18 protein-coding genes are annotated in these 15,645 nt (G+C 36.4%); 4 read left to right on the top strand and 14 right to left on the bottom strand.

The window, feature by feature from the left end; genetic code table 11:
- Positions 1 to 17: 17 nt before the first annotated feature.
- From DYR29_RS22425 to DYR29_RS22490, 14 genes are all read right to left on the bottom strand, one after another.
- Positions 18 to 293: a hypothetical protein gene (locus DYR29_RS22425; RefSeq protein ID WP_213278610.1), complete on the bottom strand. Its 276-nt coding sequence runs from the start codon at positions 291 to 293 to the stop codon at positions 18 to 20.
- Positions 294 to 398: 105 nt separating this feature from the next.
- Entirely contained in the window at positions 399 to 1,358 is a 960-nt protein-coding gene (locus DYR29_RS22430; protein ID WP_213278611.1) for a protein-glutamine glutaminase, read from the bottom strand.
- Positions 1,359 to 1,853: 495 nt separating this feature from the next.
- Positions 1,854 to 2,582, bottom strand: coding sequence for a lipoyl(octanoyl) transferase LipB (gene lipB / locus DYR29_RS22435; RefSeq protein WP_213278612.1), 729 nt, complete (start codon positions 2,580 to 2,582; stop codon positions 1,854 to 1,856).
- Positions 2,583 to 2,613: 31 nt separating this feature from the next.
- Positions 2,614 to 3,348, bottom strand: a complete 735-nt coding sequence (gene trpA, locus DYR29_RS22440; RefSeq protein WP_213278613.1) for a tryptophan synthase subunit alpha — start codon at positions 3,346 to 3,348, stop codon at positions 2,614 to 2,616.
- Between the two features lie 102 nt (positions 3,349 to 3,450).
- Positions 3,451 to 4,629, bottom strand: a complete 1,179-nt coding sequence (trpB, locus tag DYR29_RS22445) for a tryptophan synthase subunit beta (protein ID WP_213278614.1) — start codon at positions 4,627 to 4,629, stop codon at positions 3,451 to 3,453.
- Between the two features lie 4 nt (positions 4,630 to 4,633).
- Complete coding sequence (locus tag DYR29_RS22450) at positions 4,634 to 5,179, bottom strand: GNAT family N-acetyltransferase (protein ID WP_213278615.1); 546 nt, start codon at positions 5,177 to 5,179, stop codon at positions 4,634 to 4,636.
- A complete protein-coding gene (locus tag DYR29_RS22455; RefSeq protein WP_213278616.1) occupies positions 5,176 to 5,688 on the bottom strand; it encodes a hypothetical protein in 513 nt (170 codons plus the stop codon). Before DYR29_RS22455 ends, DYR29_RS22450 begins: the two co-directional genes overlap by 4 nt.
- Positions 5,689 to 5,714: 26 nt before the next feature.
- Positions 5,715 to 6,395 (bottom strand): phosphoribosylanthranilate isomerase, encoded by a 681-nt coding sequence (locus tag DYR29_RS22460; protein WP_213278617.1) that lies wholly within the window; start codon positions 6,393 to 6,395, stop codon positions 5,715 to 5,717.
- A 20-nt stretch (positions 6,396 to 6,415) separates the two neighbouring features.
- A complete protein-coding gene (trpC, locus tag DYR29_RS22465) occupies positions 6,416 to 7,189 on the bottom strand; it encodes an indole-3-glycerol phosphate synthase TrpC (RefSeq protein WP_213278618.1) in 774 nt (257 codons plus the stop codon).
- Positions 7,190 to 7,372: 183 nt separating this feature from the next.
- The gene (gene trpD, locus DYR29_RS22470; protein ID WP_213278619.1) at positions 7,373 to 8,359 is read right to left on the bottom strand and encodes an anthranilate phosphoribosyltransferase; all 987 of its coding nucleotides are present in this window, start codon (positions 8,357 to 8,359) and stop codon (positions 7,373 to 7,375) included.
- 41 nt (positions 8,360 to 8,400) lie between these two features.
- Complete coding sequence (locus DYR29_RS22475; RefSeq protein ID WP_213278620.1) at positions 8,401 to 9,000, bottom strand: anthranilate synthase component II; 600 nt, start codon at positions 8,998 to 9,000, stop codon at positions 8,401 to 8,403.
- A 70-nt stretch (positions 9,001 to 9,070) separates the two neighbouring features.
- Positions 9,071 to 10,495 carry an anthranilate synthase component I family protein gene (locus DYR29_RS22480; protein ID WP_213278621.1) on the bottom strand — a complete coding sequence of 475 codons (1,425 nt, stop codon included), beginning with the start codon at positions 10,493 to 10,495 and terminating at the stop codon, positions 9,071 to 9,073.
- 245 nt (positions 10,496 to 10,740) lie between these two features.
- Positions 10,741 to 11,382, bottom strand: coding sequence for a hypothetical protein (locus DYR29_RS22485; protein ID WP_213278622.1), 642 nt, complete (start codon positions 11,380 to 11,382; stop codon positions 10,741 to 10,743).
- A 189-nt stretch (positions 11,383 to 11,571) separates the two neighbouring features.
- Positions 11,572 to 12,024 (bottom strand): cupin domain-containing protein, encoded by a 453-nt coding sequence (locus DYR29_RS22490; RefSeq protein ID WP_213278623.1) that lies wholly within the window; start codon positions 12,022 to 12,024, stop codon positions 11,572 to 11,574.
- Between the two features lie 202 nt (positions 12,025 to 12,226).
- Between DYR29_RS22490 and DYR29_RS22495 the strand changes: the two genes are divergently transcribed.
- The 4 genes from DYR29_RS22495 to lysS all read left to right on the top strand — a co-directional run bounded on the left by DYR29_RS22495 (position 12,227) and on the right by lysS (position 15,627).
- Positions 12,227 to 12,445, top strand: coding sequence for a hypothetical protein (locus DYR29_RS22495; RefSeq protein ID WP_213278624.1), 219 nt, complete (start codon positions 12,227 to 12,229; stop codon positions 12,443 to 12,445).
- Positions 12,445 to 12,819: a c-type cytochrome gene (locus tag DYR29_RS22500; protein ID WP_213278625.1), complete on the top strand. Its 375-nt coding sequence runs from the start codon at positions 12,445 to 12,447 to the stop codon at positions 12,817 to 12,819. Before DYR29_RS22495 ends, DYR29_RS22500 begins: the two co-directional genes overlap by 1 nt.
- Positions 12,820 to 12,822: 3 nt before the next feature.
- Positions 12,823 to 13,752 carry a 23S rRNA (adenine(1618)-N(6))-methyltransferase RlmF gene (gene rlmF, locus DYR29_RS22505; protein ID WP_213278626.1) on the top strand — a complete coding sequence of 310 codons (930 nt, stop codon included), beginning with the start codon at positions 12,823 to 12,825 and terminating at the stop codon, positions 13,750 to 13,752.
- A gap of 177 nt (positions 13,753 to 13,929) precedes the next feature.
- Positions 13,930 to 15,627 (top strand): lysine--tRNA ligase, encoded by a 1,698-nt coding sequence (gene lysS, locus DYR29_RS22510; protein WP_142716224.1) that lies wholly within the window; start codon positions 13,930 to 13,932, stop codon positions 15,625 to 15,627.
- The last annotated feature ends 18 nt before the right edge of the window (positions 15,628 to 15,645 follow it).

The raw sequence follows: 15,645 nt of genomic DNA on the forward strand, positions 1-15,645 counted from the left end.
TTCAGAGCAATTAAAGATTATTTGATCTCTTTAATTTCCTTGATGATATTGGTTTTATTTTCAATACCAATATTATAGGTCTTACTTTTCTTAAGGCTCTGGGTTGCCTTTTCCATCAGAGTTTTGTACTCCGGTGATTTTTTTGAAATATAAAAAACCTGAGCACTGATTCCAATGGCAACACGTACTACTTCATTGGGTTTATCCGGATCTTCGGTGATATCTGAAATAGTAGCATTATTATACCAGGTTAAGTTCTGTGAACTGGAATTACCGGAACAGGATGTAATCATAATAAAAAGTAATAATAGATAGGACCAGGCTTTCATAGCAAAAAGTATTAAGTAAAAAGCTCCTGCAATGTATCAAAATAAATGCAGGAGCTCTATATAAATTAGTTAAAATCCACAGCTTCCTACGCTAGGTGCAGGAGAAGGAGAACATCCTGAAAGGGATGAGAAGATATTCAATACACAATTGGTATTTACATAGTTGTTATCATACAGTAAAGAACCTGATGGACTTCTGTAGTACACGTTTCCTGCTGTATTGGCAAAAGAGGATACAGACGCAGATCCACAGCTTGTGTTCGTACATGCCGCTCTCCATGCAGCATCAGTTACAGGTCCGCTGGAGAATAATGATGGATCAATGATTCTTTTCTCAACAATTCCGGAAGCATTTTTAAAGCTTACCAATATTGCTACGTGATATACCCATGATACGCAGCATGTTCCTGTAGAAGCTCTCAGGTTACCGTACACGAATTGCTTTTCACAGTCGTATCCTGCATTCAATAGTATTTGTCTCATTTTGTGGGCTCTTGCATAGCATCCATCAACAGGATATCTGAAGGTGATGCATGGAGAAGAAGCTGTAGAAGTTCCGCAGGCCTGATTTTTTATCTGAGCAAACAGACTGTTTAAAGTGGCAAGGTCAGGAATAACGCTTACTGCTTTTCTGCTCTCTTCTTTTACTTCTTTAGTAAAGATAGATTTGAAATAACGGATATCTTCAGCGGTAGCTTTGTCTACTTTTGCGATTTCGCTGGTATTGGCTTTAAGGAAAATCTGAACAGGAGTTTCGTTTTCAACAGCCTGTCTGATTATGGAAATATAACCTGCATTTTCTTTAGTGTCCCTGATGTAATAGGGTTGAGCAGTAACCATAAATGAGATTTTAAATTTCCCATCTTCTTTTTCAATCCCTACCGGGACAGTTTTGCCGAAATCTTTCATTGCAATTTCGTTTGACTCTTTGGCAACAAGATTAGGATCCTGGTTGGCAGCTGAATCTGAGCAGGCATTAAATGACAGTACCGACACAAATACCATCATGGATAACAGAAATTTTTTCATAGTTTTTATATTTTGGTGGTTAATTTTCAGTGAACATTTTAATTTGTAATAGTTCACTTATTCGTGATATTAAAAGTAATAAAATTTAAAATATATGCAAGATTTTTTTTCAATAAAATAAATTATTCTTTCATTTTATTGATTTTATGATATTTAAAATGGTGAAAAACTAATGATTATAGTGGTGGATTTAAAGAAAATAAGTTTTTTTTAAATTATGAGTTTTTTGGTTTTCATGGGTTAGATTCCTACGGAATGGACAAACTGTGGGGTAAAACCTCGATTCCAATTGTGTCATTCCGTAGGAATCTGGCCAATTTCACAAATCAGCACTATTTTTCAACATCTATAAGGTTTTGAAAACCTTTGATTTCCAAATTATGAAACGGTTTAGATTCTATGGGATTTAAATGTTCTGATAATTATGATACTATTTAAACTAAAAACCCAGTTTCAATTATTGAAACTGGGTTTATTATATTTTAAGTCAATTGACTATTTGTAAATGAGTTCTGCCTGGAAAACGTCTGCAAAATGTTTTCTGATCTTTGCTTTCAGTTCTTCCATTTCTTCCGGAGTAAGCTCTCTTTCAAGTTCTCTTTTCAGAGAAGTCACCTGCTTATCTTTGATACCACATGGAATGATGTATTCAAAATAACGCATATCCGTATTTACATTCAATGCGAAACCATGAAGAGTTACCCATCTTGAAGCTTTTACACCCATCGCACACATTTTTCTGGCATAAGGTTTCCCTACATCCAGCCATACTCCTGTTTCTCCCGGAGAGCGCTCACCTTTAATGCCGTATTCTGCAATCGTTCTGATGATTACTTCTTCCAGATTTCTCATGTATAAATGAATGTCTGTAAAAAAGTTCTCAAGATCCAGGATAGGATAGCCTACAACCTGTCCGTAACCGTGATAAGTAATATCTCCGCCACGGTTTACCTTTACGAAAGTGGCATCAATCTCTTTCAGTTTATCAAAGCCGGCAAGCATATTTTCTTCGTGTCCGCTTTTTCCTAAAGTATACACATGAGGATGCTCTACAAAAAGAAGGTGGTTGGGAGTGGTTGTATGCTGTTCTGCAGGAAGATCTCTGTTTTTTATCTTGGTATCAATGATATTTTTCATCAGCTGCTCCTGATAATCCCAGGCTGGCTGATATTCTTTGACCCCTAAATCTTCAAATTCTACTGATTTATTTTGATTTGTATTCATTTCAATTTTTGATATACAAATTTAGTGAATTTTACCCTTTTATGGAATGGATAAAATCTATGGCACTTTTCTTCCAGTCTCTATCCTGAAGCAGAATATTCACAAAGGCTGTTCCTATGATACCGCCATCCGCTTTTTCCGTTACATTTTCAAAATCCTCTTTCGATTTAATTCCAAATCCGATCATCACAGGATTTTTGAGTGGGAGGGAAGCTACCCTGGAAAGGTAGTTTTCATTTTTTAAAACCGCATTTTCATTACCCGTTGTAGAGGAAGAGCTTACTGCATACAGAAAACCTGAACTTAGAGAATCAAGATACATCATTCTTTCATCAGAGGTTTCCGGAGTCACCAGAAAAGTAAAGTTAAGATTGTACTGCTTTAAAACAGACTGATAATTTTTCTCAAACTCAATAGGAGGAAGATCCGGAAGAATCAACCCTGAAACACCGCTTTCCGAACATGCTGCACAGAATCTCTCAAATCCAAAACTCAAAACAGGATTGATATAACCCATAAGGATAATGGGAATTCTGATTTCGTCTTTGATGGCTTTTAACTGAGATAGTAACTTTTCAATCGTCATTCCGTTTTGTAAAGCCAGTTCATGAGCCTTCTGAATCACCGGTCCGTCCGCCACAGGATCAGAATAAGGCATTCCGATCTCGATCATATCTGCTCCGGAATCCTGAATCAGTTTTATAATATCAGCAGTATCTTCCAGTTGTGGAATTCCTGCGGTGAAGTATATATTTAGTTTTTTCATTTCTTTCATTTCTTTCTTTTTTGTATTGATGTATTGGTGTAAAATGTATTTATGACCAGGTTTTATCTGTTAACATCATTTTACGTGAATACTTTTTACATTTTATAAATTCTTCAGATACGTTTCCATATCCTTATCTCCACGGCCACTCAGACAAATGACAACAACATCATTTTCATTAAATTTCTTCTTGTCCAGAACAGCCAGCGCGTGAGAGCTTTCCAATGCCGGAATGATTCCTTCCAGTTTGGTCAGCTCGAAAGCACATTTCAAAGCTTCATCATCATTAATACTAAAGAATTCAGCACGTTTTTCTTTAAATAAATGCGCATGAAAAGGCCCGATCCCCGGATAATCCAATCCTGCAGAGATAGAATGGGGTTCAATGACCTGGCCGTCTTCTGTTTGCATCACAAGGCTTTTACTTCCGTGAAGTACTCCAAGAGTTCCTAGGAAAGTAGTTGCCGCAGATTTTCCTGAATCTACCCCCAATCCTCCTGCTTCTGCAGCAATGATTTTTACTTCTTTTTCCTCTACAAAATGATAAAAAGTCCCTGCCGCATTACTTCCACCCCCTACACAGGCAATCACATAATCAGGATTTTCTCTTCCGATTTTCTCTTGAAGCTGCTCTTTGATTTCTTTTGAAATAATGCTTTGAAATCTTGCCACAAGATCCGGAAATGGATGAGGACCTACCACGCTTCCAATCACATAATGAGTTGTCTGAGGATTGTTGATCCAGTCTCTTAACGCTTCATTCACTGCATCTTTAAGTGTTTTTGATCCTGAAGTGGCTGGCACAACTTCAGCACCCAGCATTTTCATTCTTGCAACATTCGGGGCTTGTCTCTGGATATCAATTTCTCCCATGTAAACAATACATTCCAAACCAAGCAAAGCGCACGCTGTAGCGGTGGCAACACCATGCTGTCCGGCTCCGGTTTCAGCAATAATTCTGGTTTTTCCAAGACGTTTTGCTAACAGAACCTGTCCCAGAGCGTTATTGATCTTATGAGCTCCGGTATGGTTGAGGTCTTCCCGTTTTAAATAAATCTGAGTCTGGTATTTCTGACTTAGGTTTTTAGCAAAATATAAAGGAGTAGCACGGCCTACATAATTTTTCAGCAAATCCTGATACTCAGCCTGAAAATCTTCAGATTCTATAATTTCAAGATAGTTTTTTTGCAATTCTTCTACATTAGGATAGAGCATTTCGGGGATAAAAGCACCTCCAAACTCTCCATAATATCCGTTTTCATCGGGGTTTTTATAATTCATTTTTTTATTCTTTAGTAATTAAATAAGCATTATTCTGTGCGCTTAGCTGATTAAGCAGTTCTTTGGTTTCCTTTGATGCATTAAAAATCAAAATATCATCGTCTTCAGAGTTAATCCATTCCGATCCGATACTTTCTTTGATCATTTTAGCTTTGTCATGAAGAATTTCAATTGAACACTTTTCATAAAAAAGGCGGAGATCCGAATGGCAGAAACCAATAGTATCCAAATTTCTCTGAATAACATTTTCTTTGAAATGACGAACTAAAGCAGCTCCATACCCTTTCTTTTTATGAGCAGAAACAAGTCCTACAGCTTCCGCAAAAGAATAATCAGTGCCGGCTATTTTTAACGTAAAATCAAAATTGACACGCATCAATGCCAGAATATTTTCATCGGTATCCAGTATAAAATGAAATTCAGAATCTTTGAAAAAAGTCCGGAAATAAGCAGACTTCATGCTGTTCCAGGCAGAAATATCCCAAAGCTGTAAGATATGTTCTATCTCATTTTCCGTTAAATCTTTCGTCTCCTTTACTTGATATTTCATGAGTTTAAGCTATTAATAAATGTAAGATGATAATCGTATTGTTGTTTGGTAATCAGTTTTTTATAATGTAATAATTCTATTTTATGCATTAAATCAATTAATGTTGCTTTATCTATTTTGGATTGATACATGGTAATTGCAATTTCCAGATTGTCAATCATATAATAAGAATCAGAGTCTTCATACAGCAGAAATATTTTAGCATAAATCAATCCTAAGTCATATTTTATAACTGATCTTACGTGGCTATCCAGAAACTTATCCGAAATAATAACAAGATAATAGCTGTTCCACAAACTGATTCTTTCAAAAAAGTACTGGATATCGGTTTCCTGAAAATCTTTGATGATTTCAATGAATTCAGACAATAATCCACCAACTTCCCAATGCTCTATATTGCTGTCATTCTCAGCTACAAAATGATACAGAGCCTGGATTTTTTCATTCCCAAATTTAGGAGGAAACAGGGTTTTATAAAATGTCTTTTTTAGCAAATGTATGTTCATCATTGTGTCTTTTTAGGGGTTATATCTTTTTATTGATATAGGTTTTTAAACTTTTTTATCCGGTCAATATTTTTATTTCCAGGCTCTATTTCAAATTTTGAATTGATATCTAAAGCAAAAGGCTGCTGTTGTAAATCTTCAATATCTCCAATATTTTCTTCTGAAATACCACCACTTAAAAAGTAGGGCAGTGGAATCTTAAGATCGTTCAGCAAAGTCCAGTCAAACTGTTTTCCCGTGCCACCGAATGCTTTCCCGTCTGTATCAAACAAATAATAGGTGATAGGTGACAGGTTGCAGGTTTCAGATTGCTGACTGAAAGTTTGCAGTATTTTATTTTTGGTTGCTGAATCATTGTTTCCTATCCTTATCACTTTAATGATCTTGACTTCGGGATCCAGTTTTTGTCTTAATCCAGCAATGAAACGATAACTTTCGTCGCCATGAAGCTGTACAAAATTCAATCCTGCTTTTTGAACAATCTGTAGAATGACCTCTGCTTTTTCGTTTACAAAAACACCAGTTTTTCCCTGATGATTAATGGCAGAGATTTCTTCCAGGTTCAGATGATTCAAAACATATCTCGGTGATTTTTCATAAAAGATAAAGCCAAGAAAATCTACGTTCATTGCCATCAGCTCTTGAATCTGGCTTAATTGCGTTAAGCCACATACTTTGAGTTTGGGAGTGCTGATAGGTTGCAGGTTCATTTCAGGTATCATTTTGTCTATTAAATTTGTACTGAAAAGTCTTCAAATGCTTTAGCCGGATTTGTATTTTTCATAAAATATTCTCCCATCAGGAAGCCGTCAAATCCTTTTTCTTTTAAAAACTGAAAATCTTCAAGGTTATAAATACCGCTTTCCGCTACAGATAAAACTTCTTTTGGAAGCAGGTTTTTCAGCTGAACAGAATGTTGCAGATCCACTTTGAAGTCTTTAAGATTTCTGTTGTTGATTCCTACAAGATCAATTTTTGAATTACAATGTTTCAGTTCATCTTCCGTATGAATTTCCAGTAAAACTTCCATTTTCAGTTTATGGGCAAGATCTGTAAATTCTTCTACCTGAGCGGATGAAAGACAGGAAGCGATCAGTAAAATGACATCAGCACCAATACTTTTAGCTTCATAAAACTGGTATTCATCAATCATGAAATCTTTTCTCAGAATCGGAATGTTAATATCATTTCTTACACTTACAATATCATTTAAGTTTCCTCCGAAAAAATCATGATCAGTCAGAATAGAAATTCCACTGGCTCCAAAATTTTCGTATGCTGAAACCACTTCTAAAGGTTCTACATTATTGTTTATGATTCCTTTTGAAGGAGATTGTCTTTTAAATTCAGCGATAATTCCGCTTTTATTTTTGATGGATTCTTTCAGAGAATGGGTTTTCCTTCCAAAAAAGGCTGTGCTCTTTAACCGGTCAAGAGATATGCGTGATTTTGCCCCGGCAACTTCCTCTTTTTTTCGTTCAATAATTTTATCAAGTATGGTCATTTGATACAGAATTTAATAAGATGATAAAAATGATAAACCATTAAGGGATATTAAGATGATAAGATAAATTAAGTTCCATCAAAGATGGAGAATGAAGGATGTCGCTAAATAAATAGCTTTAGCCATGATCTTAACTATTCTTCACCACTTAAAAATTCTTAACGGTTAAAAAAAATAATAAGACTAATTAATTAAAAGATTAAAACTTTTCAACGCTTTTCCACTTTGCAGACTTTCCTGAGCTAAAAGAAGACAATCATTATATGTTCCAAATTGGTGAGTATTGTACAGCGCTACTGAAGCATTGGCCAGAATCACAGAATTTTGTTGTTCCGTACCGTTTCCTTCCAGGATATTCATAAATATTTTTGCCGTTTCCTGAACAGAGCTGCCAGCTTTAATATCTTCCAGCGTTACCGGATTGAAACCTAAATCTTCAGCAGAATAAATTTCTTCTCCGTTTTTTGTTATGATTTTGCTGTCGTCGGTAAGACTTATTTCATCATATCCGTCAAGGCCATGTACCAGAATAAACTCACGTTCCTCTTTTTGAAGGAGGTACTGATAAATTCTTGCAATTTCCAGATTGTATACCCCAATCATTGAATATTTGGGTTTTGCAGGATTAACTAATGGTCCCAAAAGGTTAAAAAATGTTCTTAATCCCAAAGATTTTCTCAATAATCCAACAGATTGAAGCGCGGGATGAAAATAAGGAGCATGTAAAAAGCAGATATTGGCTCTTTCAAGGTCTTCATTCAATTGTTCCGAACTGTTTTTGAACTGATAGCCCAATTCTTCCAGTACATTGGATGAGCCTGTGATAGTGGAAGCTCCGTAATTTCCATGCTTGGTTACCTTCTGCCCGGCTCCGGCCACCACAAAGCTGGCTAATGTTGAGATATTGATAGTGTCTTTTCCGTCGCCTCCCGTTCCCACAATGTCAATGGCGTCACTGGCATCTATATCTGCAGGAACAGCCATCTGCAGCAGAGCCTCTCTGAAGCCTTCCACTTCCTTCAGAGTAATATTTCTCATCAGGAAAACACTGATAAATGCAGTAACTTCTGCGGAATTGAACTTATTCTGTGCAATTTCAATCATGGTAGCCTTAGCTTCTGATTTTGAAAGTGTATTATGGTTGAACAGGTATTGCAGTATTTCTTTCATTTGTGGCGTTTTTATTGTTGTTGATGGGATTTCAAGTGTTTTCACGATAAAAGAAAGTTTTTAATGATTACTTCTCCTTCGGGTGTTAAAATACTCTCAGGATGGAACTGTACTCCGTGTACATCATAGGTTTTGTGCTGTAAAGCCATGATCATTCCGTCTTTATCTACAGCTGTGATTTCCAGTTCCTCCGGGAAACCTTCAGGATTTACTGCCCAGCTGTGGTATCTGCCTACTTCTAATCCGGAATGCAAATCTTTGAATAATTTAGTATTTTCTTTTACCAATTCAGTCGTGGTTGCTACTCCGTGGAAAATTTCAGCCAGGTTAATAAGATTTCCTCCGAAAGCTTCAGCAATAGCCTGCTGTCCGAGACATACTCCCAGGATACTTTTTTTAGGGGCATATTCTTTAATAAGGTCTAATAAAATGCCTGCTTCCTCAGGAATTCCAGGACCTGGAGAGAGAATGATCTTGTCATACTTTCCAATTTCTTCCAGAGTAATTTCATCATTTCTTACCACATCCACTCTTTGATTCAGAATTCTTTCAATAATCTGGACCAGGTTATAAGTGAAGCTGTCGTAGTTATCAAATACGAGAACTTTAAGGGGCTGCTGCGTGTTTATATTGTTGTTCATTTCTTTTTTGTTAGGTTGTTTTGCTAGTTGCTAGTTGCTAGTTGCTAGTTGCTAGTTGGTAGGGCTTATTTTATTTTTCAACTATTTTTTCTGCTTTTTCCACTGCTTTTTTCAGTGCATTCAGCTTGTTATTGACTTCCTGCAGTTCATTTTCCGGAACCGATTTTGCCACAATACCGGCACCAGCCTGATAAAAGAGTGTATTGTTTTTACTTAAGAAAGTTCTGATCATGATGGCCTGGTTGCAGGTTCCGTTCAATCCGATCATTCCTATACAGCCACCATAATACCCGCGGGAGTCTTTTTCGTATTGATTAATAAGTTGAAGCGCTTTATGTTTCGGAGCTCCACTCAGTGTGCCCTGAGGGAAGGTTGCAGATACCATTTCAAGAGGGTTGATATCTGTGGAAACATCGGCTGTTACTTCACTTACCATATGAATAACGTGAGAGAATAGCTGAATTTCTTTAAGCTTGGTCACCGTTACATTTTTTCCGAGTTTTCCAAGATCATTTCTTGCCAGGTCCACCAGCATGGTATGTTCTGCATTTTCTTTAGGATCAGCTTTTAATTCTTCAATAGCCTGAAGATCAGTCTCAAAGTTTCCTGTTCTTTTAGATGTTCCGGCAATCGGGTGGATGATTGCTTTATTGTCTTTTATAATTAATTGGCTTTCAGGACTAGATCCGAATAATTTATAATTTCCGTAATCAAAATAGAAAAGATACGGAGAAGGGTTGATATTTCTTAAAGCACGGTATACATTGAATTCATCTCCCTTGAATTTCTGTTCAAACCTTCTGCTCAGAACAAGTTGGAAGACATCGCCACGCATACAGTGTTTCTGGGCTGTTTTTACCAACTCTCTATACTCTTCATCAGTAATATTAGACGTTTCCTCATCTGTTTTTTCGAAAGGATACACCGGAGTATTCTGATTTTTAATAAGGTTTTCCAACAGATGAAACTCGGATTTTACGCCGTCAATAGAATTTTCAATGATATACATTTCATCGTTGAAATGATTGATCGCAATTACATATTGATATAATCTGTATCTCAGAACAGGAATTTCAACTTCCTTACTTTGTGCTTTAAGATTGATCTTTTCGAAAAACTGTACCGCTTCAAAGCTTGTATATCCAAAAAGGCTCTGGGCGGTTTGTTCTATAGGATCGTTGGTTTCTTCACATTTAAAAATTTTCCTGAATTCTTCAAATATATCTGTGATATTGCGTTCCATCATGAATTGCTTTACAGGAGCAGAAGCAGGAAGCTTGATTTCATATTCGTTGAGGTTTTTTACTTCAATTCCTGCAATGGCATTTACAGCGATGAAGGAAAAGTTGTTATCAATACTTTTTGAATCCGAGCTTTCCAGAAGAATGGTATCGCGGAATTTATCTCTGATTTTAAGATAAATATTCATGGGCGTGTGAAGATCTCCCAGTATTTTTTTCGAAACAGTTTTTATTTTAATTGTATCAGTATGCATTTTGTTTTTTTGTAAGATTAAAGAATAAAAAAAGGCTTCAACGGTATCCGTCAAAGCCTATATATTGTTTTTTGATTATTTCTGCTGTATGATTAGCAACATGACAATACCTTCAGACCCGACGAAGAGTTTGAAAGCCACCACCAAATATTGTTGCTCATTTTAAACATGGGACAAATGTAGAAAATTTTTTAATACAAAAACTAAAAAATAGTAAAAATTAAAAAACTTAATATAAGAATCTCCTATTTAAGCTGTTTAAGCTCAAGTTGTAATTCTTTGATTTTCTCTTTGTAAGCTTTATCATCATAGTATTTTACATACTCTTCCAATGCCGCAATGTATTCTTCAAGGAATTCTTTATTGGTTCTGTCTGCTTCATATTTGATTTTTGCAGAGTTGACGGGGGCTTGCTTTTCATATTGTCGTAAAATCTTGCCTTCTCTGGACTGATCATAAAGAATAACTATGTTCTTTTCATATCCGGGAATGTATTTTACAGGAATATCCTTATCATCAGGTATTCTGATTGAATTGCTGATAGGATAGATTACAGCAGAAGTGGTGGAGAAAAAGGTTGTGGTGTATTTTCCGTCCTGTTTCCTTACAATGGCTTCATAATCATGGATAAACATTTCGTTTAGGGTGGAGTTGGTTTCTACATCAGATGTGATGATTGCTATGCTTTCCACTCCGTATTTATTTAAAAACCATGCATTTAAAAACTGTCCTCCAATCCCGTTTAATATTGCCAGAGGAATGATCGGGATCAAAAACCATGCTTTTTTGGTCAGGTAAGAAAGTCCACCAAAGAATACCAGCAACAGAATCACAGTATAAAAACCATGATGACTGGTAAAAAACAGAATTTTTGAAATTAAAACCATGGATTAAATATAACGATAATAATCTTTGATTAAACGCTGGGATGGCAAAAATGTTATTAAATTACTGTTAAAACGGTCGCAAAGGCGTTTCACTTAGCAAAGTCCGCTGTGATTAGCTAAACAAGAGCCCTTGCGAACAAAAAAGTAGAGTTTTACATAATTATTTTGTGATCCCAGCGTTTAAAACAACTATTTTACGGGTTCAGACAAAGGAATATCAGGAGTTCCACTATAGAAAACAATCAGCGTTGCCCCTTTATCTCCGGTTTTTCCTCTGTGGCCGGTATTAACCATTTCAGGAAGAACCTGACCTTTTCTTATCCATTGTGTTTTGCCATCTTCCTTTCTTTCGATCTGGATTTCTCCTTTTTCTACATACGCAGCATTAATGACAGGGTGTTTATGCCAGTGCAGAGCTTTGTTGGGAGGAACAGCAATTTTCAGAACCGATATTTCAGGCTGTGTTGTGGGATAAGCCGGATACACAGTTCCATCCCAGGACTTTGTAGTTTTTAAAAGCGTTACAGATTCAATTTTATCAGAATATTCTGATTGTGGCTCGTTCGATGAATTATCACAGGAAAGAAGCAGGGAAGAGAGTAGAGCAAAGAAAGCTGTACCCAATAGATTTTTTTTAATCATAAACTTTCAATTAATAGATTGATTTTGGTTCGGATGATCCGTGATACAAAAATAGCAAGCTTGTTTAAATTTCCCTAATGTTTGAATTATTTTTTTATTGATCTGATTACAATTCAGTCCTTAAAAAATATTTATCAAAGAAAACATTTGTCATAAGTTTAAAACTTTATTTTTTATATTTTTGCTACCAAATTAGAAAAAAATGAAAAAAGTATTAGCAATCGCATTTATCGGAGGTTTATTATTAGCAAGCTGCAAAAAAAAGCCAGATCACTCTTTACAGGATAGCAACACTATGATGGAAGAGCCAGAAGCAACGACTGTTGTAGATTCTACGGCAAAAACTGCTGTTCCTGCTGCTGCAACTCCGGCTACAACTGCTCCTGAAGCTGCTAAAACAGATTCTACAGCGAAGAAATAATGAAAAAAATACTTTTGGCAGGAACACTCGGCCTTCTGATCATTTCCTGTTCTAAAAAAGAAAATACAGCAGAAGTGGCTCCTTCTTCTGAGACAACAGCTGTTTCAGAACCGGCTAAATCTAATCTTTCAGGTGACCAGATCATGGAAACATTGGATTGCTCAGGATGTCACGCTGTGAATGAGAGAATGATAGGACCTTCTTATAAGGAAATTGCAGGGAAGTACTCTGAAAAGGATACAGAATTGTTGGCTTCCAAAATTATAGAAGGCGGAAGTGGAGTATGGGGAAGTGTGCCTATGGCTGCCCATCCACAGGTATCTAAAGAAGATGCCAAAAAAATGGTGGAATATATTTTAAGTCAGAAGAAATAAAATATGTCTGCTGAAAAATCCAGTCTGCACACAAGAAATCTGCATCGCAATCCCTATGATTTTGATGAGCTTATTTCTTGTGTGCCGGAACTGAAACACTTTGTTTTCGTTAATGCTTATCAGACGGTAACCATTAATTTCAGCATTCCAAAAGCGGTGAAACTGCTCAATAAAGCCTTACTCTTACATTTTTATCATATTAAAGGCTGGGATATTCCCGATACCAATCTTTGTCCTCCAATTCCCGGAAGGGCAGATTATGTACATTATATTGCTGATCTTTTAGCTGAACAGCTGGACCAAATTCCGACAGGAAATTCTGTAAAAGGATTGGATATAGGAACAGGAGCTAATCTTGTGTATCCTTTAATCAGCCACAGATCTTATGGCTGGGAAATGCTGGGAACAGATATCAATCAGGATTCTTTGGCCAATGCTCAAAATATTCTGGATCAAAATGAAGACCTTATGTCTGTTATTCAGTTGAAAAGTCAGCCTGATGCTGATCATATCTTTACCAATATCATTAATCCTGATGACAGGTTTACCTTCACCATGTGTAACCCTCCTTTTCATGATTCTGAAGATTCTGCAATGAAAGGAAATATTAGGAAAACAAAAAATCTTAATAAATCAAAGAAAGCCAAACCTGTTCTTAACTTTAGCGGTCGGCAGTCTGAGCTTTGGTGTGAAGGAGGCGAACTGGCTTTTATTACAAAGATGATTCATGAAAGTGCATTATTTTCATCACAGGTTCTTTGGTTCACGTGTCTGGTTTCCAAAAAAGACAACCTCAATAAGCTCAACAATCTTTTAAAGAAAGTAAACGTTGTGGAGGTGAAAACCATTGACATGGCTCAGGGACAAAAGGTAAGCAGAATGCTGGCCTGGACGTTTATTCCTCAAAAAGATCGAAAAGCCTGGTTTATTTAAGGTTCAAGGTTTAAAGTTTAGGGTTCAATGTTTAAAGTTTATAGCACGATAGTACATATCTTGAATCTCATTACCCCGTATCCCGCATTTCCTGTCCACTTTTTAAAATTTCTGAAAAAAGCCATTGATGGTCATGTCAAAAATGCCTAAATTTGTACGCTTTTAGAAAAATAAGAAATGCAATTATCAGAACAAGAAATCATTAGAAGAGAAAAGCTGAATAAGCTTACTGAAATGGGGATTAATGCGTTCCCTGCGGATGAGTATACCATTACAGATACTACAGAATCTATAAAACAGGACTTTTCTGAAAGTAAACAGGTGAAGATCGCTGGTAGATTGATGTCCCGCAGAATTCAGGGGAAGGCTTCTTTCGCAGAATTGCAGGATTCTAAAGGAAAAATCCAGGTTTACTTCAACAGAGACGAGATCTGTCCAGGTGAAGATAAAGAACTATATAATGAAGTATACAAACACCTTTTGGATATTGGTGATATTATCGGTATCGAAGGAGAATTGTTTACTACGCAGGTAGGAGAGATGACGGTTTTAGTAAAGAACTTTACACTTCTTACAAAGGCTTTGCGTCCTCTTCCTCAGGCTAAAACTGACGAAAACGGTGTTGTACATGACGGTTTTACAGATCCTGAATTAAGATACAGACAGCGTTATGTAGATTTAACGGTAAACCCTCAGGTTAAAGAAATTTTCGTGAAGAGAACAAAATTGTTCAATGCCATGAGAACATTCTTCAACGATGCAGGGTACTTTGAAGTAGAAACTCCTATTTTACAGTCAATTCCTGGTGGAGCGGCAGCAAAACCGTTTATCACGCACCACAATGCATTAGATATCCCATTATATTTAAGAATTGCCAATGAATTATATCTGAAAAGATTGATCGTAGGTGGTTTTGATGGAGTATATGAGTTCTCTAAAAACTTCAGAAATGAAGGGATGGACAGAACGCATAACCCTGAGTTTACCGCTATGGAGATCTATGTAGCATACAAAGACTACAACTGGATGATGGATTTCACTGAGAAATTATTGGAATTCTGTGCCACTCAGGTGAATGGAAATGCAGAATCTACTTTCGGTGAACACACGATCAACTGGAAAGCTCCTTATCCAAGAGTTTCCATGACAGAAGCGATTCTGAAATATACAGGATTTGATATTACAGGAAAAACTGAGAAGGAATTATACGATTTTGCCAAGTCTATCGGTATTGAAGTAAACGAGACGATGGGGAAAGGAAAATTAATTGATGAGATCTTCGGTGAGAAATGTGAAGGAAACTTTATTCAGCCGACATTCATTACAGATTATCCGATCGAAATGTCTCCGCTGACAAAGAAACACAGAAGCAAAGAAGGCTTAACAGAGCGTTTTGAATTAATGGTATGTGGTAAAGAAATTGCCAATGCGTATTCAGAGCTTAATGATCCTATTGATCAGAGAGAACGTTTTGAAGCACAGATGACTTTATCTGAAAGAGGAGACGATGAGGCAATGTTCATCGATCAGGACTTCTTAAGAGCATTGGAATATGGTATGCCGCCAACTTCAGGGTTAGGAATTGGTATGGACAGATTAATCATGTTCTTAACGAACAATGCATCCATCCAGGAAGTGTTATTCTTCCCTCAGATGAGACCTGAAAAAGCAGTTCCACAGATTGAACTGGGAGAAGATGAAAAGGTAATCCTTGAAATCCTTAATTCTCAGGAAGAAGCAATGTCTTTAGCTGAAGTAAAAGAAAGAAGCCAGCTATCCGGTAAAAAATGGGATAAAGCTTCCAAAACTCTTACAAAGAACAATATTGTGAAAGTAGAGAAAATTGATGAAAATCTTTTGATGACATTGGTTTAGTCGAAATCATTTCTATAA

Source organism: Chryseobacterium indologenes (genome assembly GCF_018362995.1).
Classification (GTDB): Bacteria; Bacteroidota; Bacteroidia; order Flavobacteriales; family Weeksellaceae; genus Chryseobacterium; species Chryseobacterium indologenes_G.

Excerpts from the sequence above, each read along its gene's own strand:
- trpA (WP_213278613.1), bottom strand. The coding sequence starts at position 3,348 with ATGAAAAAACTAAATATATACTTCACCGCAGGAATTCCACAACTGGAA.
- DYR29_RS22425 (WP_213278610.1), bottom strand. The coding sequence starts at position 293 with ATGATTACATCCTGTTCCGGTAATTCCAGTTCACAGAACTTAACCTGG.
- DYR29_RS22430 (WP_213278611.1), bottom strand. The coding sequence starts at position 1,358 with ATGAAAAAATTTCTGTTATCCATGATGGTATTTGTGTCGGTACTGTCA.
- lipB (WP_213278612.1), bottom strand. The coding sequence starts at position 2,582 with ATGAATACAAATCAAAATAAATCAGTAGAATTTGAAGATTTAGGGGTC.
- DYR29_RS22480 (WP_213278621.1), bottom strand. The coding sequence starts at position 10,495 with ATGCATACTGATACAATTAAAATAAAAACTGTTTCGAAAAAAATACTG.
- DYR29_RS22490 (WP_213278623.1), bottom strand. The coding sequence starts at position 12,024 with ATGATTAAAAAAAATCTATTGGGTACAGCTTTCTTTGCTCTACTCTCT.
- DYR29_RS22455 (WP_213278616.1), bottom strand. The coding sequence starts at position 5,688 with ATGATGAACATACATTTGCTAAAAAAGACATTTTATAAAACCCTGTTT.
- DYR29_RS22495 (WP_213278624.1), top strand. The coding sequence starts at position 12,227 with ATGAAAAAAGTATTAGCAATCGCATTTATCGGAGGTTTATTATTAGCA.
- trpB (WP_213278614.1), bottom strand. The coding sequence starts at position 4,629 with ATGAATTATAAAAACCCCGATGAAAACGGATATTATGGAGAGTTTGGA.
- lysS (WP_142716224.1), top strand. The coding sequence starts at position 13,930 with ATGCAATTATCAGAACAAGAAATCATTAGAAGAGAAAAGCTGAATAAG.
- DYR29_RS22450 (WP_213278615.1), bottom strand. The coding sequence starts at position 5,179 with ATGAAATATCAAGTAAAGGAGACGAAAGATTTAACGGAAAATGAGATA.
- trpD (WP_213278619.1), bottom strand. The coding sequence starts at position 8,359 with ATGAAAGAAATACTGCAATACCTGTTCAACCATAATACACTTTCAAAA.
- trpC (WP_213278618.1), bottom strand. The coding sequence starts at position 7,189 with ATGACCATACTTGATAAAATTATTGAACGAAAAAAAGAGGAAGTTGCC.
- DYR29_RS22485 (WP_213278622.1), bottom strand. The coding sequence starts at position 11,382 with ATGGTTTTAATTTCAAAAATTCTGTTTTTTACCAGTCATCATGGTTTT.
- DYR29_RS22460 (WP_213278617.1), bottom strand. The coding sequence starts at position 6,395 with ATGAACCTGCAACCTATCAGCACTCCCAAACTCAAAGTATGTGGCTTA.
- DYR29_RS22475 (WP_213278620.1), bottom strand. The coding sequence starts at position 9,000 with ATGAACAACAATATAAACACGCAGCAGCCCCTTAAAGTTCTCGTATTT.
- DYR29_RS22500 (WP_213278625.1), top strand. The coding sequence starts at position 12,445 with ATGAAAAAAATACTTTTGGCAGGAACACTCGGCCTTCTGATCATTTCC.
- rlmF (WP_213278626.1), top strand. The coding sequence starts at position 12,823 with ATGTCTGCTGAAAAATCCAGTCTGCACACAAGAAATCTGCATCGCAAT.